The following is a 25,047-nucleotide window of genomic DNA, read 5'->3' as shown; positions in this document are numbered from 1 at the left end:
TTAAATTCCTTTTTTATATGTAATCGGTCCGTACGTTTCAGTGATTTTTCGTATCACACGGCGCTCACGAGCTCGGTTAATTTGCGTTTTGATCGAGTCATGTTGGACCAAGGGTTTGACTAAAATCGAGCGAATGCCAGCACGGTGGGCTGCTCGAATATCTGTCATGAGCTGGTCGCCAACCATGACCACTTCGCTTTTATCATAGTGGAATTCCTTCATGGCACGATCAATCCCAAATGTGAAGGGCTTCAAGGCCCAATAAACGTAATCAATTCCAAACTTCTCAACTGCTCGTTGGACGCGTTTCTTAGTGTTATTTGAGACCACAATGATGCGAATACCCGCGTCACGGAGATCATGTAACCATTGCTTCATCTCTGGTGTCCCATCAGGGTTATTCCAAGCAATGAGGGTATTGTCCAAATCGACCAAAACAGCCTTGATTCCCTGCGCCTGCAGACTTGGGACTGTCAGATCATAAACTGCTTCCACAGCAAAATCTGGCATATAGTTTTCAATCGCCATTCTGGCTCCTTTTCTTAACTTTTTTTCGCAATTTTCCTTAGCAACAATGACAGGACAATCCACAAACCAGCACTGGCCAAACTAATGTAGAGCCAAGCATTGGGTTCATCTGTTAAAGGTAGGGGAACATTCATTCCGAAAAAGCCTGTCACGACTGCCAAAACCGCTAGCAAGACTGAGATGATGGTCAAGGTTGTCAAATTATCATTCAGGTTATTGTTTAGAATGTTATTGTAAGATGCTGATAGTTGTTGGAGGACTTGAGAAATCAAATCCGTCATGGATACCAGCTGATGAGCCTCAATCATAGCATCATCAAACTGCTCTCTCTCAATCTCGTTAAAACTGCGATAGAGGGCATGCCCTTGAATATGCTCCAGCAACATGCGATTTTGTTTGGCAGCCGCAGTAAGATAAACCATACCAGTCTCCAAGTCGGAAAGGGCAAAGAGGTTTTTCTTAGTCGTTCGCTGACGCAAGAGACCATTGACCTCATCCTTACTCTTGTCCATCTGCTCAATGACAGGATAATAGGCATTGCTGATGATTTCCAGACTGGCAAAGAGAAACTTGTAAATCGAAAGCATGTCATGACTCTCCAGATAACGGGTCATCTGTTCAATGACATAGGCGTTCTTGGTATTACTAATGGTAATCAGGCGACGATGTTCCACGATAAAGGTCATAGGAAAAGCTTCGTAGTATTCCTTATCCTTTTTCAAGTTCAAGACATTGTAGATAAAGGTCACAGTCCCATTTTCACGGTGATAATCCATGTGAGCGCGCTCATTTCTATCCAGCGCGTATTCAATGGTTTCCTTGTCCAAACCGTAGATTTCAGAAAGGTCCTCTAGTTTTTTCAACTTGTCCAAATCTAGGTTAATCCAGGTACAACCATTGCCCAACTGTTTTTCTAAAAACATCTTCTCTCCTTTACCAAACTCTTTCTATTGTACCATAAATCTGCTAAAATTTCAGGCCTGGTCTGTCCGAGAGAAATTGCTGACGACGGTGATATTTCGATTGGGAACGAAGTGCAGAACCTGATCTTCTCCTCTGAGTTGAGTTGTTCGAATGCCAACACTAACCACCTTGCCTGATACAGTGATAGGACCATTTGTCAGAACGACCTCATCTCCCACATCCAGTTGATGTTCAAAGAGGATGAAAAAGCCATTGATGACATCAGACAGAAAACCTTGGGCTCCCATCCCAATAGCCACCCCAGCAATCCCAGCACCTGCCAGCAAACTAGAAACTGGCAAGCCCAATATCGACAAAATGCAGTAGAGTAAAAAGAAATAGAGAGTATAATTAAACACATTCTCTAATAAACGTGAGATAGTTTTCTGACGTCCGACATCATGACGAGACATTTTTAGGGAAGGTTTGACAATTCTCTGCACCATGGTATGGAGCAATTTCTTAGCTATATAGAAGAGCAAAAACAGAAATAATAGAGAAATTAACTTAGTTACGATATTCTCAATAATCGCTGTAACATCAAGCTTATTGAGGTAGGTTTGAATAAATTCTTTCATAGAAAACTCCTTTCATTTATTATACCATACTTTTACAAGTGATGAATCTCCATAAATATTCAAAAATAATAGCAAAAATAGACAGAAAATTCTTGATTTTAGTTCATATTTATACTATAATCATAAACATTACACAACAAAGGAGATTGTTATGAAAAAAATCATTCATGCTTGGAATAAGGCAAGCCTAATCAAACGAATTTTGATTGGTATGCTTATTGGAGGAACCCTAGGACTGACACTTCCTAACGTTTCAGGAATTGGCCTGCTAGGAGATCTCTTTGTTGGTGGTCTTAAAGCCATCGCACCGATTCTGGTCTTTGCCCTCGTTGCCAATGCCCTTTCCCAACATCAAAAGGGACAAGATAGCAATATGAAAACCGTTATCTTCCTTTACTTGGTAGGAACCTTTGCCGCTGCCCTTATCGCTGTACTAGCAAGTTTCATCGTCCCTGTTGAAATTACCCTAAATAGTGCTAATACCGATATTGCTCCACCAGATGGGATTGGACAAGTCCTCAGCAACCTCTTGCTCAAACTGGTTGACAATCCAGTTAATGCCCTCATTACTGCCAACTACATCGGTATCCTATCTTGGGCAGTTGTTTTCGGGATTGCTATGAGAGAAGCCAGCAAAAATAGTAAAGAATTGCTGAAAACTATGGCTGATGTGACTTCGAAAATTGTCGAATGGATCATTAACCTAGCTCCATTTGGGATCTTAGGACTTGTCTTCAAAACCATCTCTGATAAGGGAATCGGAAGCCTAGCTAACTATGGAATCTTGCTTGCCCTCTTGGTGACAACTATGTTCTTTGTGGCTCTGGTAGTCAATCCACTAATTGCCTTCCTCTTTATGAAGAGAAATCCTTATCCCCTCGTTTGGAAATGTTTGCGTGTCAGCGGTGTGACAGCCTTCTTCACTCGTAGTTCTGCGGCTAACATCCCTGTCAACATGAAACTTTGTCACGACCTTGGACTAGATCCAGATACCTATTCGGTTTCTATCCCACTCGGCTCTACTATCAACATGGCCGGGGCAGCGATTACTATTAACGTTTTAACCCTTGCTGCAGTAAATACTTTGGGAATCCCTGTTGACTTTGCGACAGCCTTTGTCCTCAGTGTTGTAGCAGCAATATCAGCCTGTGGGGCTTCTGGTATTGCTGGAGGATCCCTCCTTCTTATCCCAGTTGCTTGTAGCCTTTTCGGTATTTCTAACGATATTGCCATGCAAGTTGTTGGGGTTGGATTTGTGATTGGGGTCATCCAAGATTCATGTGAAACAGCTCTCAATTCTTCCACTGACGTCCTCTTTACTGCTGTTGCCGAATACGCAGCAGCCCGTAAAAAATAACTCATAAAGACAAGCCTGCTCAGGTCTTGTCTTTTCCGCTTTTATTCTAACTTACTAGGAAATCCATATGTCTATTAGCCAACGTACGACCAAGCTCATCTTAGCTACCTGTCTTGCCTGTCTTCTTGCTTATTTTCTCAATCTCTCCTCAGCAGTTTCAGCTGGAATCATCGCCCTCTTGAGCCTATCCGATACCCGTAGAAGTACCTTAAAACTGGCCCGCAATCGCCTCTTTTCCATGCTTCTAGCTCTAGCTATCGGTGTTCTGGCTTTTCACTTGAGCGGATTTCATATCTGGAGCCTTGGCCTCTATCTAGCCCTTTATGTGCCTCTATCCTACCAGATGGGCTGGGAAATCGGCATCACACCAAGCACTGTTTTGGTTAGCCATCTCTTGGTGCAAGAGTCAACCTCTCCAGACCTTCTAGTCAATGAATTCCTTCTCTTTGCTATCGGTACAGGTTTTGCCTTGCTTGTCAATCTCTACATGCCTTCACGAGAAGAGGAAATTCATCACTACCACACATTGGTAGAAGAAAAGTTAAAAGATATTCTCCAACGCTTCAAATATTATTTATCCAGAGGGGATGGACGCAACCGAGCACAGTTGGTTGAAGAATTGGACACCCTTTTGGAAGAAGCCCTCAGACTGGTCTATTTGGATCACTCAGACCACCTCTTTCACCAGACTGATTACCACATTCACTACTTTGAGATGAGACAGCGGCAAAGTCGCATACTGCGAAACATGGCCCAGCAAATCAACACCTGTCACCTAGCTGCCAGTGAGAGCCTAATTTTGGCCCAACTCTTTTCAAAAATTGCAGGTCAACTGAGCCAGACCAATCCTGCTTCTGATTTGCTAGATGAAATTGAACGTTATCTAGAAGTCTTCCGTAATCGCAGTCTGCCCAAGACAAGAGAAGAATTTGAAACCCGTGCAACCCTTCTTCAACTTCTACGTGAAGCCAAGACCTTCATCCAAGTAAAAGTTGACTTTTACCAAAAATATGGACAGTAAAAAAGAAAACTTCAGACCAATCACAAAAGGTGAATATCTGAAGTTTTCTTTTATTTGTAAGTTATTACCATAAAGATTAATAGTAAAACGAATAAAACCAAACTCACCAATAAAGTGAGAACCTTGACCAAGGTATTGCTCTGCCAGTAGCTTGGTTTATCAATATTACTGGTCGCATCCATAGAAAATAGTTGATTTTGACGGGGTTGTATGGTTACCAATACAATCAAAGCAAGAGATAGGATAATAGCTAAAACAATCAGTATGTCAATCATATGCCTACCTCAAAATTCCCAGCAAAGTAAAGAGCAAACCAATCAGAATCATCAAACCCAGTAAGAGTGAAAAAGTTTTACTAATCTTTTCCCCTCGGGTTTCTTTTTCTTTCTTGATAGGTTTTTGTTTCAACTCTTCCATACGACCTTCAACGTCTTTGTAAAATAAATCTTCGTCTGACATGTTAGCCTCCTAAAACGGTTTGCATGATTTCCTGATATCGCACCAAGTCAACATAATTTGCATGTTGGCCTTGTTTGCCAAGTGCCTGACGCATTTGTTCAACATCTGAAAGGGCCAGTTTAATGGTCTCAACCAAAGCAGAAACTTCACTACTTTCAAATAGATGATCAGGAGCGATATAGAGTCTATTGTGCACTGTCTGATTAAATCCAAGAATCAAGAGATTATGTTCAAAGGCCTGACGCACCGCCTGCAACAACTCATTGCTGTGGTTTATATCCAAGTAAATATCCGACAATTGATAGAGCTCCTGAATCTTCTGTGGACTAGCATTCTGGTAAAGGACCACATTAGGATAGCGAAGCATGTCTAAGAGCTTAGAAGACATCTCTGTCACCGCTGCGATACGGAAGGTAACATCAGGCAAGGCTTCTACGATTGCTTCTACTTGCTCAATCTGATCGAAATTGGTCAAGATTAAGGCATCTCGTCTTAGGAAATTATCACGTTTGAACTGATAATGGTAACCCAAATGCACAAACTGAGTATGGTATTTCTCGTCAGTCAACTCTAAAGCACGTTCATAAGTCGCCTTGTTTGGAATGATAATCTTCTTAGTACGCACATCATCACTTTCCAAAATCAACTGCATATTACCTGGAATAGCATCATAGATAGGTTCCTGCCACACCAAAACATCTGAGCCAGACTTATCTGGATGATAGAAGGAAACCAAGAAAGGAGTCGCTAGAGTATTAAAGATAAGCTGACTTGTATCTATTTCCAAATCTTGCAAAAAGAAGGTGATAAATTCAACCTTATTTGCAAAGTAACGCATGGACTGACCAGGTAAGGTCAATAAGATATCACCTGTCACATGGTTTTCAAGTAAAACCTCCTGGCCATTGACATCTTTGTAAACTGTCATAATTGGCTCGCTATCTGCGCTATAGGTCATTGTAGCAAAACAAGCTCCGGAGCGATTATAGTGGTCAACTTGGCGTACTCGGCCTTCTAAATCTTTCCAGTCAACCTGCTTAACCAAGCGAGCCTGCAGACCATCTGCATAATGAATAACGGCTCTCTCCTGTGTCATATCTTCAATACGAGCAGACTGATTATTTCCTGAAATTTCCCAAAAAGCTGGAACAGGGACTTGGTTAAAATAAAGAGGTTTTCCCTTTTCATAACCTAGATAGTAAGTAAAAGGAGATACCAGACCATCAGGCAAAAAACCATCTGCATCGATGACCACTCCAAGTTGAGAAAGACCAGTAGCCATGAGACTTTCATGTAAATCTCGACTTTCTTGACTGTAACGATCATAAAGTTCAATCATGGAGCACCTCCTCTACTGTTTTCTTCCACTTTTCTAAAATTTCTTCGGTCAAGAAGCCCTCTGCAATTTGATAAGAATGGGCACGCATAGCTTCCAAATGATTTTCATGATACAATTGACAAATCTTCGCTGCGTAAGCTTGCTTGATTTGGTCTTCTACATGGTCAGATGAACTTGGAATCAAATAACCATTTTGCCCATCTTCTATAAAAGTCTGATTACCATAAGGCACATCAAAACCGATTAGTGGTAGACCTGAACCAATAGCTTCCATCAAGGTCAAACCAAAGCCTTCGCTAGTAGAAGCCGTCAAGTAGACCTCATACTGGCTATAAATCTGCGAAAGTTCCGCATGTCCCTTGAGCTGGATATAGTCCTCTGCCTTATGACTAGTAATAATTTCTCTAAGCAGAGAATCTTCTCCACCACTACCATAGATATCAAAGGTTAATTCAGGGATTTCCTTACGCGCCTCAATGACCGCCTTGACCAACCAGTCAATGTGTTTTTCTTTGGCAAGACGTGAAGCCGTAATCAATGAAAATGGCTTGCGCCCTTGACTTGACTCAGTTAATGCATCAATACTACCAACAGGAATGGTAACAATCTTTGGTTGGTACTGGGTGTATTTAGCAAATTGCTCTTGCAGAACTTCTCTCTGCTTATCAGTTGATACGATAAAGAAGTCAACCTTATCTGCATTTGTAAACTGATAGTCATAATAGTTATTCCAAAGGATGTAATCCTCATTTGTAGCATTTTCACTATAATGCTCCGCATGAACAACTACCGCTAGATGTGCTGTCTGTGCTTCCTCAAATACAACCTGTCCAATACCTGTCTCTCTATCCAGAATAACCAAATCTGACTTGTTCAAATTCAAGGATTTCATAAAAGCACGCATGAAAGCTTGTTTTCCATAGAAAATTTTATCCTTAAAACGATAAACTTCTTCCTTGCCTTGATTCATCAAGATTTCATAGGCAGGGGTTCCGTCTTCATTGTAAAAGGTCCTTTGGTACAGTACTGCAACATTGTCCTTGGGAGCAAAATACTCGCTACAATAACGCGTATAAGAAAAGTAATCCTTCCGAATCAAGTTCCCCTTAAAAACATACTCGGCATGCTGGACCAAGTCCTTGTTCTCATCAACCAAATAACAGGTGACAAACTTATCTTGGTCAGAAAAGAAGATACGCAAAACCTTGCCATTCTTTTCTCTACGACTTTCAACACCATCAAAAGTAGCCAAGACATCAGCTACTGTTACACTAGTCGGTGCAATCTTGATATCTGTAAAGTGGTTATAAAGCCAGATAACTTGCTCATCATCAAAACCAATATTGGCTGTCAAATGCTGAATATTATCAGCTAAGATCATATCTGTAAAGATAAATTTAGAGGGTAAATTCAAACTTCGAAAAATACCAGCACGATAGGCTTGGGCGTATTCTACACCGCTACTGGCCCAACCAATTCCTAAATTTATATTGTAAATTGTCATATTTTCTCCTCTTATGGAAAATGAGTCACGATTTCACCTTTTGGAGAAATATCTACTCTGCTCAGTAGAAGGTTTCGAACCATATCCTTCTTCACTTGCCTTTTCATCTCTTCAAATCCATGATAAGCTTCTTGATAATACTCGACAATAGGATTCTTTTGAGCAGCTGATTGCCCACCGATTGCTAGACTCAGTTGTTGCAGGTAGTCCACCTGTTCTACCCAGTTATCATCTACGGCCTTTAATAAGGCTAATCGCTGAAAATCTGAAAAGAAGTCATGAGTTTCCAAAAGCGTTCGTTTTTCCTGTAAACTCTTTTGAACGGTTATCTCCAGAACTCGTTTAACAGCATCCTTATCCGTCATATCCAACTCTCGAGGAACTGCATGATAGAGAAAACTGATATTTTTAACGATAAAATGATAGAGTTCTTCTCTACTTTCAAATGCTTCTTCTGACAAGCTTTTTTTTATGAACTCATCTAGTACATCTACCACAAAACCATCAAGATCCTCGGTTCCATCAATCAATCGATTTCTTTGACCATAGACCATCTCTCTTTGGATATTCATGCTCTCAGCATACTCTAAAGTTTGACTTCTCGATGATCTAGCAGCGCTATCGCTTGCTTTCTGTGCTTTTTCTACTAATTTCCGATAACGCCTTCCTTCTAGGGGTTCAGGGCTTATCTGCTGGTTTACTGTATAATCCTTATACATCTTATGAACCCAAGGAGGACCAAACTTCTTGATAACATCGTCTTCTAGTGAGACAAAAAATTTCGATAGTCCTGGATCTCCTTGGCGACCAGAACGCCCTCTAATCTGTAAGTCAATGCGTTTACTACTCATCCTTTCTGTTCCAATGACAACAAGTCCACCAAGTTCGGCAACTCCGGGACCAAGTTTAATATCAGTCCCACGACCAGCCATAGATGTTGCAACTGTTACAGCTCCCATGCGACCCGATTCAGCAATCATCTGAGCTTCACGCGCCGCATTATGAGCATTTAAAACGTTATGAGCAATTCCTTCCCGTAACAATAGGGAGGAGTAGAGTTCAGACATTTCTACGGATCCAACAAAAATCAATAAAGGATTACCCTTTTCATGATAATATTTAATCTCAGCAAGTGAAGCATACACTTTTTCAGGTAGGGTAACATAGAGATTATCTGAATAATCAATTCGTTGATTCTTACGATTAGTAGGAATTCGAATGACTGACATCCCATAAGTTTCTAAAAACTCTTTCTCTGCAACCTTTCCTGTTCCAGTCATCCCAGAAATTTTTTTAAACTTCTTAAATAAGCTTTGGTAGGTAATCGAAGCCATTGCCCGAGTTTCTTCAGACAAAGAAACATGCTCTTTTGCCTCAATGGCTTGGTGTAACCCACCCTGTAATTTGGTCATTTCTAATAAACGTCCCGTACCTTGATCTAGCAATACAAGTTCTTCGTCTTTCTCGCCCTTACGAATAATATAGTCTTTATCCCTTTTAAATAAGGTATGAGCTCGTAGAGCGAAGATTAAGTGTCTTGCTAGTACGCTATGCTCTTCTGAATAGAGATTATCAATACCTAAAAAGCTCTCCGTAGTTTTAGCGCCCGTAGTAGTGAGCCATACTTCTTTTTTCTCTTCTTTAAAGATATAGTCTTGGCCCTCAACTAGAGTTGTCATCAAGGTATCAATAATTTCATAGAAATTAGACTGTACTCTAGGTGAACCTGAAATAACAAGTGGTATTTGAGCGCTATCTAGCAAGACTGCATCAACTTCATCTATGATGACAAAGTTAAATTCTGGCATATATTTTTTATCCTCACTAGAAGCTAGATTATCAAGCAAATAGTCAAAACCAAGACCACTGTTGGTAGTATACACCACATCTGCACTATAAACTTCCCGCTTATCCTCTGGTGTTAACTCTTCATCATCATCTTCTTCAGGAAAAGGAATCCGAATCGTCAATCCTAGGAATTCGTAGACTTGTCCCATTTCTTCTGCATCACGCTTAGCAAGATAGTCATTAGTAGTCACTAGCATGACACCTTGCCCTGACAAAGCATTGAGGTAAACCGGCATCGTAGCAGTCAGAGTTTTACCCTCACCTGTATTCATCTCAGCAACATTCCCTTGGTGGATGACAATCCCACCCATGACTTGTACATCATAGGGAAACATCCCCAAGATTCGCTTATCAGCCTCTCTGACAACCGCAAAAGCCTCTACTAGAATATCATCTAAGCTTTCTCCAGCAGTTAATCTCTCTTTAAATTCTTGTGTTTTACCTGCTAATTCATCATCTGTTAGCGAGGCCATCTCTTCTTTTTTTAGATTGATTTGATGCAAGATTTTTTTCACCTTGCTCAATTGTCTATTGTTATTCCACATCTTGTTTAGAATAATCCTCTTCTATTGAAAATGAATGAAAGTCAACTGATTGAAGACCTGCGCTCAACAGCTGTACTTTGTAATGATAGGCCTCTTCTGGATAGGTAAAGGTGAAATCAAAATCTTTTTCAATCACTTGATCGACCTGCTTATCATAACGATCCATAAAAATGAGTCTAAAATATAAACCATTTTGAGGTTGAACAGTCATCTGACTAACCAAACGGTAACGATGGCCCTTTTTTAAAAGAGGTAAGGTTGGGGTTAAGCGATTTCCCTGAAAATTAAAACTTGAGGTCCACTCATGAATCATAGTACCAGAATTCACCATACTATTTTCAAAAGAAACATGATCACGTGAATGGTAGATAACGACTGACCCATATAAAAAGCTATTCTCTGCTAAAACTCCTAAGCTAGCCCCTCGAAATTCTCCCCAATAAATTTCTTTATTCCGTTTGATAATCATTAAGACTTTCTCCCAAAATTTTGCTCTAATACTATCTTATAAAAATTCATAAACCATGTTGTACTTGTAGCACTATCATCGTTATGGCGACCCGAAGTACCTTTTACCATGATGTGAGCCCCCGAATGATAAAGGGCCTCTACTAATCCCTCAAAAGCGCGTGGATCATAATCTTCCTCTTTCATATATGAGAGTCCAAAAATTGTTTGGCTAAAATCTGCTTTTTTAAAGGCAGTCCAAAAGCGGTCATCCAGTGCTCTCATGGCATCTATGCTAGCATCCCCCTTAGAATGATGACGTAAGATATCAAAAGCAGTCGGGAAAAGTCCAGGTGCTTCGAGTCTACCTCTTTCAGCTATCAAGCCAAGATTGGTTAAGGGTTTAGCAACTATAACTGCTCGGGGTTCAAAAAAAGAGCTATAATACATAGAACCATAGGTCCCCATAGACATTCCTGAAAGAATTAATTCCTTATTTGAAAATCCTAACAAATCCAAATACTCCTGAATGATATTTCGAATTCCATTTTCAATACAGTCATCACCTAAATAGAAGGCGCCTCCATCTATCCGTGGATCAGAAAATAAGATAAAAGGTGCTCCCAGATATTTCATAATACCGAAACCTTCAAATCCTTCCGCACGCCGATAACCAGAGAAGTAAACATTCAAAGGAGGCTTAAAGTCTCCCGGATAGAAAAAGTAATTGATTTCTTCACGGTTTTCATTATGGATAATTCCTCCACCTAGAACATACTTACCAAATTGGTAACGCGTTAAACGCTGATGAAGAGCCCCTATTTTCAGACGTCCTGCTCCACGAGCTTCTAAAGAAACACTGATAAATGAAGAAAAATCATCATCCAATACCAAAGCAGACTTCATATCTTCAACTGTGAAGACTCGTTCTTTGACAAAACTAGCAGTAGAGCCATCTTGTATATTTCGAACAATCAAACGAATATCACAAGTCCAATCTTTCTCATACTCTAGCCAGAGTTCAACTGGATTAAAATCGCTTGCTCGGATATTATATTTCCAGCTGATTAAGGGATGGAAATCTTTCCCATACTGCCCTAAGAGTTCTAGATTGTCATAACCATTATAACAAACCTTCCCCGTAAATCCAGGATTCACAATCATGTCAATCGCGACCAATTTATCACCATACTGACCTCTAAATAGAGCCTTAGATAGGAGTCGTAAAAGTTCGACTGGATTTGAAAAATCTGTCGCTTGAGCACAGGTTTTTTTCAAAAAATCTTTAAGATCATTTGATTGAGCCTCAGCTGTATCGGGGTAGAAAATAGTATAAGGGGTCACCTTTTTCATCAACGGAAGCAAATCAGATAAATGCTCAGGATTTTCAACCAAAATAGCTGAAAAAGATTTTAAGCCTTCCATTGCCATGACCTTTCTTATTGCAGTCGTTGATTTTGGCCAAAAGAAATGCCAGTCCATATTCTCAGGAATCTCATAGTCATGGCTCCAGTTTCTGCTACCTATTTGCAAAATCTGTAATTTATTGCTCACCCTTTGCCTCCTCTAACCATTTTTCCCACTTATCTACAAATTGTTCACCTGTATTTTGTCGAATCTTATCAATTGAGTAAATTAAGGCTTGATTCCAATGTTCCAAGGTATCTAAAAAGTAGTGTCCAGCTTTACTAAATTCTGATAAATCCGACAGGATATACCCATTTTGTAAATGAGTAACATATTCTGACTCTTGTAGGTTTATTTGAGGAATTCCTGCACTAATTCCTGCAATCTGAGTATAAATATTTGCGACTGGATTCAAATCAACAATTAAACGAGTGTACTCCAATTCTCGGATTAGTCCCATCTCATCATTTAGATTGATAATCTTAAAGCGATAATCATCTCTGGTATTTTCCTCTAATGTATTTTCAGCATCAGATACGACGGAATCCTTTAACAGTTCTCTTTGGTTAAGACGTTCCATAATAAGCAAATCAAGTTGTTTCTGCAAATCCTCAATTTGATAACTTTCTGCATTGAATACTGAAAAAACAACCTCAGTCAAAGGATTTTTCGAGACGAAGTATAAGATTTCATACAAAACTTTTGGATCTTGTTGCATATGTATATCCAATTGAACATAAATTTTTGATTCCTTTAATCGTTGACTAATACCCAACTTCAAGCGCGTATCAAAAGATGGCAAATGATGCATTTTATAAGTAAATTGAGGATAGGTCTCTTGTAATCGTTCAAGAAAGTCTTTACGATCACTAATCAACAATCTAGACTGTTCTACTACATAGCGATGATCTTGTAAATTATCTGCTTGATTTCTTTCAATAAAGAAACTTATAATTTTAGGAGCCTCTTCTGGCAATCTTTCTAACAATTGATTTTGAAACTTGGTGTTAGCTGCCAAAACAAATGAATCTCCAACCTCATAATCTCGATTTAAAAATTTTATTAAGAATTCCCAGATAACCTCATCTATACTATCATAAGTTAATTTTCCAAAACGATAGCCTACTGCTGGATTTACCTTTACAATCGGCTGTTCTCCTTGCAAATTTTCCCTTAATTGCCACTGACCAATAGCGTTGTAATAATAACGAGTAGCTGGTCTTTGATCCCTATACTCTACAAGACTAGACAAAAAACCACGATCATCAAAATAGCAAATAAAATCAACTTGGTTATCTTTAAAATACGTGATGTAGCTGATAAAGCCTTCTGAACCATATTCAATTTCAGCATAAAGTGCTCCTTGCTGTTTAACTGCAATTACAAAGGGAGTATAGATAAAGTCACAATCTTCATCCCACGCTAAATCCTTTAATTGCAAAGGATGCATCTCCTCATTTTCAATATTTTGTATAGCATCAAAAACAGAAAAGACTTCCGACTCTAATAGATCTTGTCTATGTAGCAAGTAACGCAGATGAGGATGATAAGTCAACCATAGTATCTTAGATTCTAGTTCTTGGCGTTTAAAAATTCGAATTTGGTGCAACACATCATCAAATTCTAAGCGATAAGGAGTCCTATACCAAGGTACAATACTTGCCTGCCAAGATTGATTGTTATTTTCTAAAAAAGGGATGAAATAATACATATATTCTCCTCACAATTATGAATCGATTTCTAAGAGTGGTCTATAGTTCTCATTTAATGTCAAGGCATCAATTTCTTCCTTGATATTAAACACCATTCCATTAAAAATAAAGAATAAACCTGGAAGCATCGTTAGTTGCATATAGCGCGGATCATATAATACAATCAACATTGGTAATCCTGCCATCAGAACAGTATAGGTAGAACCAATGACTGCAAAACGCAAGATCAACCAATTGATATACCGGCTTGTTTCTTCTCCTGGATATATATTATAGATATACTCCCCAGATTTTTTCATCTTCTCAGCAATTTCTTCTCCATTCATATTAATAAAAGAGAAAGCAAGTCCCAATATAAACAGTACCACAATATATGTATACAGCCAGACCGGTCGTCCAATTGCAAATTGGCCTATCCAATACTGTATCCAGGAAGCATTTGGAAAAATAACTTGGAGTAACATTAGAAAATACTGCGGAATAGATACCAAGGACATGGCGTACATAAAAGGCATTCCTCCTGCAGGATTTAGCTGTATATCCAAATAAGAATAACGTTTAAAGCGATTGTGTATCATAATCTTATTTACCAGAATTCGATAACGAGCTCTCTGAACTCTAACTGCAATCGCTAAAAATACCACTGAAAGCATCAAAAGAGCCACAATCAATAAGGGACCAACTTGTAATTCTTTGATACTTTTTAAGATGTTTTCTGGCATACTAGACACCATACTTGACATCAAGATAACTAGAGACCCTCCGACACCAAACAAAGAATTCAAATCTGATAACCAGACTAAGAAAAAGGTGCCCGCAATCAAGAGTAGAACATTCATGGTCAAGACTAGCCCATAATTCAATCCTGACTGAATAGGGAGATTTAGAGTAATGGCTAATGATTGGATTAAAGCAATGACAAACGTTAATATCATTTTTCGTCGATCTTGAACTTCTAGTGGTAAACTCCCCAATCCAAGTTTTTTAGACATACTAAACATTTGCCATAAAATCATAGCCGACATCCATGGAGACAGTCCAACTGAAAATAGGGAAAGACTCCGAAGATTACCACCTGTTATAGCAGTTGAAAAGGCTAAGAAAGCTGTAGTTCCACCCAAAAAATTCGTGTCATTTACGTTTACAAAGGGAAGGGTCAATCTACTTCCTAAAACGTAAATAAATAAGAAGGAAATCGTCCACATGACTCTTTTAACGATGACCGATGTCAATTTTTTCTTCAAATTTTTCTCCTACTTTATTTAACCAATGAAATATTCTAATAAAAATGGCTAAATCTATAAATAAATCTTTTGCCAATAATGGTATTCCCTCATCCTAATGGATGAGGGCATTCCATAACTATCATGCTCTAGATATCCAAAACTTGCATCACTGCATCAATCAATAGTTTTTTTGTAAAGTAGCCTTGTTTCAAGGCATAACTAACTTTATATACATTTTCAACCATGTATTGATAAGCTTCTGCTGTTGTTTCCTCTACTAGACGATTGGCCTCTTCCAAACTATCCACTACATAACCTAAGCCTTTTTCCCTTATGAAACTGGCATTTGAGAGATAGGATGGCACTACCACTGGAATCCCAGCAGCAAGATATGTGCTGACTTTATGAGAGATATTCAATCGATAGTAATCTTCCTCATCAGTTAGATTTTCACTGGTTCCCCATACTAAGCCAAAGCCTCCCTCTGACAAAGCAAAAAGTAACTCTGGATCTGTTTTCCAGCCTTTAAAAGAAACTGTAGGGAGGTAATTCTCTTGATTCGATTCTGAAAAAATATCGAGAGGAATTGAGTTAGTCCAGTTGGATAGGTGTTCAAAGCGCTCCACACTACCCGCAAAAGATAGTTTTTTCTGAAAAGCAGGTTGTCTCAAAGGATAGTTATGAACATGGTCCCACATGCCTTGGATAATAATTTTTTGAACTGTCAATCCTTCCTGAATGAGCCGTTCCTTCATTTGTTCTGATGGAACAACTACTAGATCCGATTGGTTGTACATCTCAATGTACTCAGGCATCAAGTAATAATTTGATGGGAACATAAGGGGTGGAACATCATGAATGAAGGTAATAATTTTCGTATTTAAAATCTTACATTTTCTAATAAAATTTTGATCGTACTCCCTACCATTCCATGATGGAGATTGATAAACGACAATATCACCGTAACCCACTCGAGCCATGACACCATCTAAACGACTATTCAGCTCACCTTGACTGTCACTATAAATATCGTAAAAGTAAAAGCCAAGCTCGTGAAAGTCTAACTTTCTTGCAATTTTAACGGTTTCATTCTGGGCGATCAAAGCTGTACTCTGACCAGACATACCGTAAATATTTGTAATATTTATCTTCATAATCCTATTTAAATCCTTACGACAACTTGCTTATTATAAATTTCATCCTCAACTAGCTGAATTTCTTGATCAAAATTATGCTCTGCGGTATGCTTGTGCGAGAATTTCACTTTTGAAGTTGCTCCCATCTTAAACCACTCATATTCGGAATCAATATGACCTAAATCAATCGCTTGTATACCTTTTTTGCTTAAGTGATAAGCTAAAACCTTGGCTGTAGGACCAAGCATCAAGAATACTAATTTACCATCGGCATGCTTCTCTATCGCTTCTTGAATAGCCTGAACTTTACTGTAGGCATTTCTAGAAGGGCAGATAATACGCTCAACCGACTGAACATTGTCAAAAAGATCATTACCAACTCCTGAACGTGTGTTTTCACCTTCGACGATCAAGATATCTCGTTTATCCCAAAGTTTCTTTAATTTTTCAAAGTGAGTAACCGAAGCAGACTTATCTTTAAGATCCATATAAGGACGGGATATAAAAGTCGAACCATAAAAGCTTGCTGTACAAAATCTATGATAAGCTTCTTTATATTGCTCCAAATGCTTTTGCCAAAAGTTGACAGCTTCAATATTGTAACGTTCCAAGCCTTCAAAAACATCTGAAAGACAAATCAGCAATTCTGGGGAACTCTCTAGTTGGATTATACTTCTAAGTTGCGCTGCCAGTTTCTCATCATAGTCTTGATATGGAATCCCATGTCCCATCATAATATCCATTTCTCCATCCCCATAGCGAATAACAGAAGAATCGTACTCTAGTATATAATCAAGACTCTGTTGGATATCCAGCACCTTTGGATAAGTTTGATGCTTTTTTACAGGCAACTTCCCATTTTGACAATATTCTTCAATAACGAGAATCATCTCTTCAGGATGCCCTTGATCATAGAGGAACTGCCCTTGCTTACCGTGAGCAACACTTTCAAAAGCAAACACTGGTTTTCCCACTTGTTGAAAACGTCCAATAATGCCATCAACTTCAACATCAGCATTAATATCTAGTAAGAAGTCACAGCCCTCAACCAAACTATCAATCAAAGCTGGTTGCCCAGCGATATCCGATAAGACTGAAACATTGGGGTAGGCTAGTAAAGCTGTAATACTATCAGCTACCATGACTGGGGCAGCTACATAAAACTTGACCTCTGGTAGATTTTCAATCAAGTAGCCCATATTTCTCAAGTCACTTGAGAAGGTATAGACTAGTGCTGAATGTTGAATCCCTGTGTAGTGATTCACCTGTTCTTGTGTCAAACAAGGCGTCACCTGACTCATATCAGACCAATCTTGGGCATTATAATACCACCAAACATTTCGATAAATGGAGCGTTCATACAGTCCCCATGGTTTTCTCTCTGTCAAATAATGAATAATCGGTGGATAAGTCCCAGGTTCTGGTCGATAATCTGAAAAATGCATGTGCAAGGTACTACAATTATATTTAAAGTCTAAAGCCAACCAATGGTCTTTAAATAAGATATTCAAGATACTTTGAACATCTTGAGCAACCTTGTCATGCAACTCATTGGTCATTTCAATCAATTGCTTGCGAACTTCTTCTTGTTTCCAAAGACGATTATTGATTAGCATCACGCCTGAATTAAAAATATGTTGACCAAAATAAATTTGTCCACCCAAATCTTTAACAGCACCCAAGGGATAGTCTCCCAATTCGACAGCAAACAGGGAACTCAGGTCTCTTGTGACAACCAAATCACAGTCCAGATATAGGACCTTATCTTCCTCAACAAAATCCGAAATAAAACAAGGTAAAAATTCTTCTTTATGAACATTTGTCATATATTGGTCTAGATGGAAACCATTAACACGGGCATTGACGATTTCACAATCTAGCTTCTTTAATTTACGATTGAGATTATAAAACCATTCTGTCGGAAAATCGCTGTTCATCAGATAAAAACGAAGCCCTCGATTATGACAACAGATTGATTTGATTGTCGTTAGCACCTGATCAGCAGATTGATAATTAGCAGCTAATGCAATTGCTTTTTTTTCAACTTTTTTTCTCTGTAACTCTTTTATGGCTTCTATCATTTCCAGAGGAGATTGAGAAGCAACCACTGTTCTCTTTAACTGATTTTTATTTGTTACATCAAACGTCAGCACTGGTTTTCCTTCATTGATATAACGGTTGACAATAAATTCCATCTGACTTCCCTTATGAATATCCAGATAGGCATCTGACTTCTCAATCATCTCATCAATCACTGCCCCTACCATATTAGGGTATAAGTAAACATTTGGATACTGATCAAAAGACAGAAGAATATCTCCCATATCTGTATAGGTGCCGATATGAAAAGCAGCCTCTGGAAGTGATTTGACCAATTCTTCCATATAGAGTAAATCCTGACTGTCTGTAAATATAAACAGATTAGTATCGTGGCGTTCATAAACTCTTTTAATAGTAAAATATCCTTGATAATGAGCAGCAATCTGATCATAACTAACATCTCGAAAAGCCCACCATAAATCCCAGTAGCGATAACCAATTAACGTCTTCCATGGTTTTTGATGAGTCGTGTAATGGATAATAAGTGGTTCTTTATCCAATTCAAAATGTGAATCCCAGTGACTATAAAAAGCAACCAAATCATGGCCTACTTGAAGATTGAAACTTTTATCCAACTCCAACCAACGATGTTGAAAAACCAAATTAAAGATCGTCTGATCTCCATTAAATCCTTCAGGAGTGGTTTGTTCAAAACTCGACATATACTCTACTGTCTTATCAAACAGCATAGTAGTAATATCCTTCTCCCTCCACTTTGGACTATCAATGACCAACATCCCTGAGTTAAATCCATTGCCATCGGCATCCCTAACTGCTGCTAAAGAATAGTCCCCCAAATCCAACTCAAATAATGAACTCAAATCTCCATGGACAATGATATCACTATCTAAATAGACTACTCTCTCTTCTGTAATCAAGCGTGGAATTAAGTATCGAGCATAGGCTATCGGTGAAATGTGCGCACGAGTTTTCCACTCAGAATCAATCGTATCACCAATATAAACATCCTCTACAATACTTCCTAACTTTTCCACTTGAATTTTAAGTTCATGGAACCAATCACTAGGAATATTCTGATGCAAAATATAAATTTTAACCTGTTGATTATAATACAAAATAGACTTTATCGTCGTAAGCATTGGAGTAAGATAGTTCTTATCTCCAGCAAGAACAATTGCTTTCATATAAATCCTTTTATGAGTTACTCACTATGAGTATGCTTTCTACGAAATTTATTAACAAATAGTTTCTAATATTCTTCCACACTAGATTTTCGACAACTACTTTGCCAACTCATTTAATTGAATAATGTTCAAGAAAATATACATTTTCCCTAATACGTCGGGCAGTTTCTGTAGATTCTAAGACATTTTCACCTGCTTCATATAAGGAAAATTTCAATCCTTCCAAATACCAACGGGCATGTTCACTAACATCATATCCTAATGCGGCTAGTATTGCCAAACGCTCCATTCGCGCTTCGGGAGCAAAACTAAGTTTTTCTTCTGACATTTTGCAACCTGTTAAACTAGCGTCGTACTTACGATAGATATAAAGACTTTTCTTTATAAAAATCATTTTCTCACATTGTAAAAACAATTTATACATGATAAATGCATCTTCAGCCAACTTATTTTCAGGGAATCTAACATGATTAAACAATTTCTTTTTAAACAATTTTCCCCAAGGAGATACAAATGACAAATCAATTTTTTCTAATTCTGGAATCTTCATAATCAGCTCATCAGGTCCATAAAGTTGCTCTACATAGTCTTCATCCGTAAAGTGTATGTAAAAGCAGCCGTCTTTTTCAGAATATTGATGATAGCTCCCAATGGCTATATCTGCATCATATTCCTTCAATTTATTAAAAAGGATTTCTAATTGATGCTCATTTACAATATCATCTCCATCTACAAAAGCCACAAAATCTCCATTTGCAATGTCGATTCCAAAATTACGAGCAGAGGATACTCCTCCATTTTCTTTTTTAAAATAACGAAAACGTGAATCTTTGGCGATATATTCGTTACAAACCTCTGCCGACTTATCTGGAGAACCATCATCGATTAACAAGCATTCAAAATTTTCATATGTTTGATGGTGGATACTATCCAAACATTCTCGGAGATAATTCTCCACGTTAAAAATAGGAACGATAACACTGATCAATTCATTTTCCATTCAGTTTTACTCCTAAAAATTTTCGAATTGCTTCCACCATTTTTTCTGGTTCAGCAGTTGAAAAAATTTGACTTCTACCACTTGAGTCATGACTGGTAGTATCGAAAGCGAAGATTGGTTTGTTTTTATCATGAATTTCTTCTATAATAGTCCCTACAACGCCACCATGATTGATATCCAGATAAAAATCCATCTTATCCAAGATTTCCTTCTTGTTAAAAGGGCTAAAGTTGGGATAAATTGAAAGATTCAAAAATCGTTGCATATCAACTACGCTCTCAGCAAAATCTGTTGGAGCCAATACTGTAACATGAAGTTCCGGCAATTCAGATAATAGGTATTCTATTGATTCTAGACCGGCACTATTTGTAAAAATACAAGTATGATATAAGGGAGCCTTCACCAGTTCTGAAAATGAACGTCTGATGATATCTGTTTCTAGCAATACATCATTCCAGTTCAAACCATAATAAAACCACCATAACTTACGAAAACGTGTCAGCGTCAAATGGGTCCATGGTTTAAATTCCGTTGTATAGTGGATAATCTTTGGTTCACAATTTCCGTAATAGTTAGACTGATACCATTCCTCATTCCCACTTAAATGGAGAAATTGATCCAAACCAACCATGAAATTGTATTCTTTATCCAAATGTAGCCACTGATCGCCGAAATGCATATTGAGAATCCCTTGGTCTCCATAGACATGTTCATGGTGTTGGGCAGTCAACTCTAGCAGACTTTGTGTCAACCGATTTTCTCGCCATTTCTTTGCATCAATCACCATCACACCTGAATTAAAGGTTGTTAACCAACCACTCTGATCAAAATCCTGAACAGCTGCGATAGCGTATCCCTGTAAATCCAAGTAGAATAAGTCATCTAGTTTTGCATTGACAATCGTATCCGAGTCTAAGTAGAGAACCCTATCTTCTAGCACTTCATCTGCAATGAAATATCTAAAGAAAGCCGCATAGGACAGGTTTGCATTCGGCAAGTGGAAATCGCGAAGATTATGAGCTGTTTTTTTGACATTTATAATCTCAGATCCAATAATCTTCAAACGATGTCTCATCAATAAAAACCATTCACTAGGCAAATCGTCATTAAACACATAAAATTTCACTTTATGATTATGAACCGATACTGACTTTATCACGGTTTCTACCTTATCAAGGTAATGAATATCAGCTCCAAGAGCAATCACTTTTTGATGCATTCCTATCTCCACCTTCTTCTATTTTTCGAATCAATTCATCTACCTCACCAACTGTAAAGATCGTGTTTTCTCCGTTAGAAAAATGGTTGGTAGAATCAAATGAGTAGATCGTCTTACCTTGTCGTACCATCTCCTGTAGCACTTGGTCCATAGCTGGTCCGTAGTTAATATCTAGATAGACATCTGTTTTATCTATGATGTCTCGCTTCATTTTAGGATCAGCACATGGATAAATGTAACAATTTGAATAGCGTTGCAATTCGATAACATTAGGGGAAAAGTATGTTGGAGCTACAATATGAAATTGAACATCTGGCAATCTTGCAAGTAAATATCCTATACTTTCGATATCTCCTGTATTAGTAAAAACACTTACATGCTGGGATATAGGTGAAATCAATTCTTCAAATCGTTCTTTTAATACATAAGAATCCAAAAGGATATCATTCCAATTCAAACCATAATAAAACCACCAAATATCCCGAAAGCGATTAAAGCGAAAATGTTTCCAAGGTTTATTCTCCGTCGTGTAGTGGATAATATTAGGAACACCATCAAATAATTCGTACCAGCCATAATCTCCTAAATAGTGTCTATGGGAATCTTGACCTACTTGTAAATTATAGGTTAAATCCAAGCGTTTCCATCTATCTTTAAACAATATATTAAAAATCCCCTGATCTCCGTATACATGTTCATGATGAGCTATAGTTAACTCAAATAACTGTCTGGAAATATCCTCTTCACGCCACTTATCCGTATCAATTAGTAATACGCCTGAATTAAACTCCTCATCAGTAGTAGGAATATCTGGAACAGCTCCAAGTGGGTAACCATCCAAATCAATATCAAACAACGCTGCCAAACTAGAGGTTACGACAATATCACTATCAAGATAGAGAACCTTCTTCTCAAAAACATAATTAGGAATAAAATATCGAAGGTAGGCTGCAGAACTAAGGTGAGGTGTAGGAAGATGGAAGTGACTGATTGTATCATTTGTGATTTTTATATTTATAATTTCAGAATTTAATACAGACAATCTTTTGTTCATCAACTGAAACCACTCTGTAGGAAAATCACTGTTGAAAATATAAAAATTTATATCTGAATTGTGACTACAGACTGACTTTATCGTTGTTTCCACCTTATCCATATAATTGCTATCGGCTCCAAGTACGATGGCTCTTTTTTGTTCAGTGATATCCCCCTGCATTTTATTCTCCTCTTATATTTCATTTCTCATTTATTTTTAAGCCAATTTCTTACATAAATCTAATCTAAACAAAATTTCTCTATACTCATCAGTATCTGTGAGATTATAAGTTTCACATAAGTATTTATATTCATTTAGAATATTCACAAAACGAGTTCTCATAACACTAGTATCAATACCAGCAAGAATAAGATCCGCAAGTTTTAAACTAAATACTTGTAAAATATCCTGTACCCAAGATATATCAAATTGCGAAGTCATAATACTGCCTTGTCTAACACGGTAGATATAAAGATTATCATTTACAAAAATTGTTTTTTGACTTTTTATAAACAATCTATGAATCGTTGCTTCATCATCAAAACGCCGACCATTAGTGAATGGAACTTGCAATAGCAAGTCTTTTTTGAACAGTTTAAACATGGGCATAATAAAAGCTGAAGCATTTAAATGCCAATCCCCTGCTTGGCGATTAATTAATTCCTGAGCTGATAATTCCTCAATGCAAAAGTCTCTTTCGAGAACATAGAATTTACACTGGCAATCATTCTCATCATAAATAAAATAATTACCGATTACAATATCCGCTCCAGTCTCTTCCACTTGTTTATGCAAAGTTTCGACCATTCTATTTTCAGCAATATCGTCTGAATCTACAAAAAGGACATACTCCCCGAGTGCTTGAGCAACACCGAAGTTTTTAGCTAAGGCTGCACCTTTATTTTCAGTATGAAACACACGAATCCGGCTATCCAATTCAGAAAATCGATCACATATTTCCCCCGAAGTATCTGTAGAACCATCATTTACCAGAACTACATCTAGATTCGTATAAGTCTGATTCAAAACACTTTGAATGCATTCTTCCAGATAATTTTCTACATTATACACAGGTATAACTACACTAATTAAATCTTCCAATTATACTCCCTTATCCTGAGTCCCTAACTTATTTATGATTAACTACTCTAAAAATGAGACTTTTTAGAAATTTCCTTTATACATTATACCATTTTTACACTATTTCATAAAGAATTACATAGATAACTACTAACTTTTAAAGCGAATAAAAATTTCCAACTACTGATTCTATTATGGATTTTTCTTAACTTTTTAAGATAAGTAAGACTACTATTTTTTAGGGTCATTGTAATAACTTTGTAACTATAGCTTTCAACAATTTTAATATAAGGGAAGAACTATCTGACTCCTCTCCACGTTGTAACTTTTTGATCAACTCAATACAGTTGGCAGAGAAAAAAACTCCAAAAGTTTTTTAACTCTTGGAGTTTTTTCTGACCGATTAGCCAATTCTCAACTATCTACCAATACGCTTTATTCTTCGTTATCATTTTTACGGCGTTTCGCTACTAAACCTAATCCTGTTAGACCAGCTACTGCTCCAAGAAGAGCTGAAGAAACCGAAGCTGATTCACCAGTATTCGGTAACTGCTTACCTACCTTAGTTGGAATAGTTTGAGGCTCTGAGTTAATCGATGTTGAATGTACCATTGATTCACTCATACTTACCGATAATGACAATGATTGAGATACAGATGTACTTACTGAATCTGAAGCAATAATACTATTGATATCTAAGCTATCAAGCGATCTGACCTCTGCAAGCCCCTTACTTGTTACAACAGATGTACTTGCTGACGTGCTTGCGCTCGTTGAAGCCGACGTACTTGCTGACGTGCTTGCGCTCGTTGAAGCTGATGTACTTGCTGATGTACTTGCACTTGTTGAAGCCGACGTACTTGCTGATGTGCTTGCACTTGTCGAAGCGGACGTACTTGCACTTGTTGAAGCTGATGTACTTGCTGACGTGCTTGCGCTNGTTGAAGCTGATGTACTTGCTGACGTGCTTGCGCTCGTTGAAGCTGACGTGCTAGCCGATGTACTTGCGCTCGTTGAAGCTGATGTACTTGCTGACGTGCTTGCGCTTGTTGAAGCTGACGTACTTGCTGACGTGCTTGCACTTGTCGAAGCTGACGTACTTGCACTTGTTGAAGCTGATGTACTTGCTGACGTGCTTGCACTTGTTGAAGCCGATGTACTTGCACTTGTCGAAGCGGACGTACTTGCTGATGTGCTTGCGCTNGTTGAAGCNGACGTACTTGCTGACGTGCTTGCGCTCGTTGAAGCTGACGTGCTAGCCGATGTACTTGCGCTCGTTGAAGCTGATGTACTTGCGCTTGTTGAAGCTGACGTACTTGCTGACGTGCTTGCACTTGTCGAAGCTGACGTACTTGCACTTGTTGAAGCTGATGTACTTGCTGACGTGCTTGCACCAC

21 protein-coding genes are annotated in these 25,047 nt (G+C 38.1%); 2 read left to right on the top strand and 19 right to left on the bottom strand.

Annotated features, from left to right (window positions below; genetic code table 11):
* Genes D8845_RS03260 through D8845_RS03250 form a run of 3 tightly spaced genes read right to left on the bottom strand, consistent with a single transcriptional unit; the run spans position 1 to position 2,069 of the window.
* Positions 1–528, bottom strand: a complete 528-nt coding sequence (locus D8845_RS03260) for a YqeG family HAD IIIA-type phosphatase (protein WP_125452464.1) — start codon at positions 526–528, stop codon at positions 1–3.
* A 14-nt stretch (positions 529–542) separates the two neighbouring features.
* Positions 543–1,451 (bottom strand): magnesium transporter CorA family protein, encoded by a 909-nt coding sequence (locus D8845_RS03255; protein ID WP_125452463.1) that lies wholly within the window; start codon positions 1,449–1,451, stop codon positions 543–545.
* Between the two features lie 51 nt (positions 1,452–1,502).
* Entirely contained in the window at positions 1,503–2,069 is a 567-nt protein-coding gene (locus D8845_RS03250; RefSeq protein WP_125452462.1) for a mechanosensitive ion channel family protein, read from the bottom strand.
* Between the two features lie 151 nt (positions 2,070–2,220).
* Here D8845_RS03250 and sstT point away from each other — a divergent pair, with 151 nt between their 5' ends.
* Together sstT and D8845_RS03240 are read left to right on the top strand one after the other, a co-directional pair.
* Positions 2,221–3,426: a serine/threonine transporter SstT gene (gene sstT / locus D8845_RS03245; RefSeq protein WP_125452461.1), complete on the top strand. Its 1,206-nt coding sequence runs from the start codon at positions 2,221–2,223 to the stop codon at positions 3,424–3,426.
* A 67-nt stretch (positions 3,427–3,493) separates the two neighbouring features.
* The gene (locus tag D8845_RS03240) at positions 3,494–4,447 is read left to right on the top strand and encodes an aromatic acid exporter family protein (RefSeq protein WP_125452460.1); all 954 of its coding nucleotides are present in this window, start codon (positions 3,494–3,496) and stop codon (positions 4,445–4,447) included.
* 50 nt (positions 4,448–4,497) lie between these two features.
* Here the strand turns inward: D8845_RS03240 and asp5 are convergent, their stop codons facing one another.
* The 16 genes from asp5 to D8845_RS03160 form a co-directional block, all read right to left on the bottom strand.
* Complete coding sequence (gene asp5 / locus D8845_RS03235) at positions 4,498–4,722, bottom strand: accessory Sec system protein Asp5 (RefSeq protein ID WP_125452459.1); 225 nt, start codon at positions 4,720–4,722, stop codon at positions 4,498–4,500.
* Between the two features lie 4 nt (positions 4,723–4,726).
* Positions 4,727–4,906, bottom strand: coding sequence for an accessory Sec system protein Asp4 (gene asp4, locus D8845_RS03230; RefSeq protein WP_001278708.1), 180 nt, complete (start codon positions 4,904–4,906; stop codon positions 4,727–4,729).
* 1 nt (position 4,907) lies between these two features.
* Positions 4,908–6,245, bottom strand: a complete 1,338-nt coding sequence (gene gtfB / locus D8845_RS03225) for an accessory Sec system glycosylation chaperone GtfB (protein WP_125452458.1) — start codon at positions 6,243–6,245, stop codon at positions 4,908–4,910.
* Positions 6,238–7,749 carry an accessory Sec system glycosyltransferase GtfA gene (gtfA, locus tag D8845_RS03220; RefSeq protein ID WP_125452457.1) on the bottom strand — a complete coding sequence of 504 codons (1,512 nt, stop codon included), beginning with the start codon at positions 7,747–7,749 and terminating at the stop codon, positions 6,238–6,240. The genes gtfB and gtfA overlap by 8 nt, the downstream gene beginning before the upstream one ends.
* Positions 7,750–7,760: 11 nt before the next feature.
* Positions 7,761–10,142 carry an accessory Sec system translocase SecA2 gene (gene secA2, locus D8845_RS03215; RefSeq protein WP_125452456.1) on the bottom strand — a complete coding sequence of 794 codons (2,382 nt, stop codon included), beginning with the start codon at positions 10,140–10,142 and terminating at the stop codon, positions 7,761–7,763.
* The gene (gene asp3 / locus D8845_RS03210) at positions 10,132–10,611 is read right to left on the bottom strand and encodes an accessory Sec system protein Asp3 (RefSeq protein ID WP_125452455.1); all 480 of its coding nucleotides are present in this window, start codon (positions 10,609–10,611) and stop codon (positions 10,132–10,134) included. The genes secA2 and asp3 overlap by 11 nt, the downstream gene beginning before the upstream one ends.
* Positions 10,611–12,143, bottom strand: coding sequence for an accessory Sec system protein Asp2 (gene asp2, locus D8845_RS03205; protein ID WP_125452454.1), 1,533 nt, complete (start codon positions 12,141–12,143; stop codon positions 10,611–10,613). The genes asp3 and asp2 overlap by 1 nt, the downstream gene beginning before the upstream one ends.
* The gene (gene asp1 / locus D8845_RS03200; RefSeq protein ID WP_125452453.1) at positions 12,133–13,707 is read right to left on the bottom strand and encodes an accessory Sec system protein Asp1; all 1,575 of its coding nucleotides are present in this window, start codon (positions 13,705–13,707) and stop codon (positions 12,133–12,135) included. The genes asp2 and asp1 overlap by 11 nt, the downstream gene beginning before the upstream one ends.
* A gap of 15 nt (positions 13,708–13,722) precedes the next feature.
* Positions 13,723–14,952: an accessory Sec system protein translocase subunit SecY2 gene (gene secY2 / locus D8845_RS03195; RefSeq protein WP_125452452.1), complete on the bottom strand. Its 1,230-nt coding sequence runs from the start codon at positions 14,950–14,952 to the stop codon at positions 13,723–13,725.
* A gap of 128 nt (positions 14,953–15,080) precedes the next feature.
* The gene (locus D8845_RS03190) at positions 15,081–16,088 is read right to left on the bottom strand and encodes a sugar transferase (RefSeq protein ID WP_125452451.1); all 1,008 of its coding nucleotides are present in this window, start codon (positions 16,086–16,088) and stop codon (positions 15,081–15,083) included.
* An 8-nt stretch (positions 16,089–16,096) separates the two neighbouring features.
* Positions 16,097–19,315: an SP_1767 family glycosyltransferase gene (locus D8845_RS03185; RefSeq protein ID WP_125452450.1), complete on the bottom strand. Its 3,219-nt coding sequence runs from the start codon at positions 19,313–19,315 to the stop codon at positions 16,097–16,099.
* 109 nt (positions 19,316–19,424) lie between these two features.
* Complete coding sequence (locus D8845_RS03180; RefSeq protein WP_125452449.1) at positions 19,425–20,315, bottom strand: glycosyltransferase family 2 protein; 891 nt, start codon at positions 20,313–20,315, stop codon at positions 19,425–19,427.
* A complete protein-coding gene (locus D8845_RS03175; RefSeq protein WP_125452448.1) occupies positions 20,305–21,534 on the bottom strand; it encodes a glycosyltransferase in 1,230 nt (409 codons plus the stop codon). Before D8845_RS03175 ends, D8845_RS03180 begins: the two co-directional genes overlap by 11 nt.
* Complete coding sequence (locus D8845_RS03170) at positions 21,503–22,750, bottom strand: glycosyltransferase family 8 protein (RefSeq protein ID WP_260467932.1); 1,248 nt, start codon at positions 22,748–22,750, stop codon at positions 21,503–21,505. Before D8845_RS03170 ends, D8845_RS03175 begins: the two co-directional genes overlap by 32 nt.
* A 36-nt stretch (positions 22,751–22,786) precedes the next feature.
* On the bottom strand, positions 22,787–23,671 hold the full coding sequence (locus D8845_RS03165) for a glycosyltransferase family 2 protein (RefSeq protein ID WP_125452447.1): 885 nt from the start codon (positions 23,669–23,671) through the stop codon (positions 22,787–22,789).
* A 414-nt stretch (positions 23,672–24,085) separates the two neighbouring features.
* A partial coding sequence (locus D8845_RS03160) for an LPXTG cell wall anchor domain-containing protein (RefSeq protein ID WP_142998968.1) occupies positions 24,086–25,047 on the bottom strand: 962 nt, incomplete at its 5' end.

This window comes from Streptococcus mitis (assembly GCF_003942865.1).
In the GTDB taxonomy this organism is placed as follows: Bacteria; Bacillota; Bacilli; order Lactobacillales; family Streptococcaceae; genus Streptococcus; species Streptococcus mitis_BI.
Note: the sequence above shows the minus strand (reverse complement) of the source record. Positions and strands in the feature narration are given on the sequence as shown.

Bases quoted from the DNA above. Each gene is read 5' to 3' on its own strand.
- D8845_RS03260 (WP_125452464.1), bottom strand. From the start codon at position 528: ATGGCGATTGAAAACTATATGCCAGATTTTGCTGTGGAAGCAGTTTAT.
- D8845_RS03255 (WP_125452463.1), bottom strand. From the start codon at position 1,451: ATGTTTTTAGAAAAACAGTTGGGCAATGGTTGTACCTGGATTAACCTA.
- D8845_RS03250 (WP_125452462.1), bottom strand. From the start codon at position 2,069: ATGAAAGAATTTATTCAAACCTACCTCAATAAGCTTGATGTTACAGCG.
- sstT (WP_125452461.1), top strand. From the start codon at position 2,221: ATGAAAAAAATCATTCATGCTTGGAATAAGGCAAGCCTAATCAAACGA.
- D8845_RS03240 (WP_125452460.1), top strand. From the start codon at position 3,494: ATGTCTATTAGCCAACGTACGACCAAGCTCATCTTAGCTACCTGTCTT.
- asp5 (WP_125452459.1), bottom strand. From the start codon at position 4,722: ATGATTGACATACTGATTGTTTTAGCTATTATCCTATCTCTTGCTTTG.
- asp4 (WP_001278708.1), bottom strand. From the start codon at position 4,906: ATGTCAGACGAAGATTTATTTTACAAAGACGTTGAAGGTCGTATGGAA.
- gtfB (WP_125452458.1), bottom strand. From the start codon at position 6,245: ATGATTGAACTTTATGATCGTTACAGTCAAGAAAGTCGAGATTTACAT.
- gtfA (WP_125452457.1), bottom strand. From the start codon at position 7,749: ATGACAATTTACAATATAAATTTAGGAATTGGTTGGGCCAGTAGCGGT.
- secA2 (WP_125452456.1), bottom strand. From the start codon at position 10,142: ATGTGGAATAACAATAGACAATTGAGCAAGGTGAAAAAAATCTTGCAT.
- asp3 (WP_125452455.1), bottom strand. From the start codon at position 10,611: ATGATTATCAAACGGAATAAAGAAATTTATTGGGGAGAATTTCGAGGG.
- asp1 (WP_125452453.1), bottom strand. From the start codon at position 13,707: ATGTATTATTTCATCCCTTTTTTAGAAAATAACAATCAATCTTGGCAG.
- D8845_RS03190 (WP_125452451.1), bottom strand. From the start codon at position 16,088: ATGAAGATAAATATTACAAATATTTACGGTATGTCTGGTCAGAGTACA.
- D8845_RS03185 (WP_125452450.1), bottom strand. From the start codon at position 19,315: ATGAAAGCAATTGTTCTTGCTGGAGATAAGAACTATCTTACTCCAATG.
- D8845_RS03180 (WP_125452449.1), bottom strand. From the start codon at position 20,315: ATGGAAAATGAATTGATCAGTGTTATCGTTCCTATTTTTAACGTGGAG.
- D8845_RS03175 (WP_125452448.1), bottom strand. From the start codon at position 21,534: ATGCATCAAAAAGTGATTGCTCTTGGAGCTGATATTCATTACCTTGAT.
- D8845_RS03170 (WP_260467932.1), bottom strand. From the start codon at position 22,750: ATGCAGGGGGATATCACTGAACAAAAAAGAGCCATCGTACTTGGAGCC.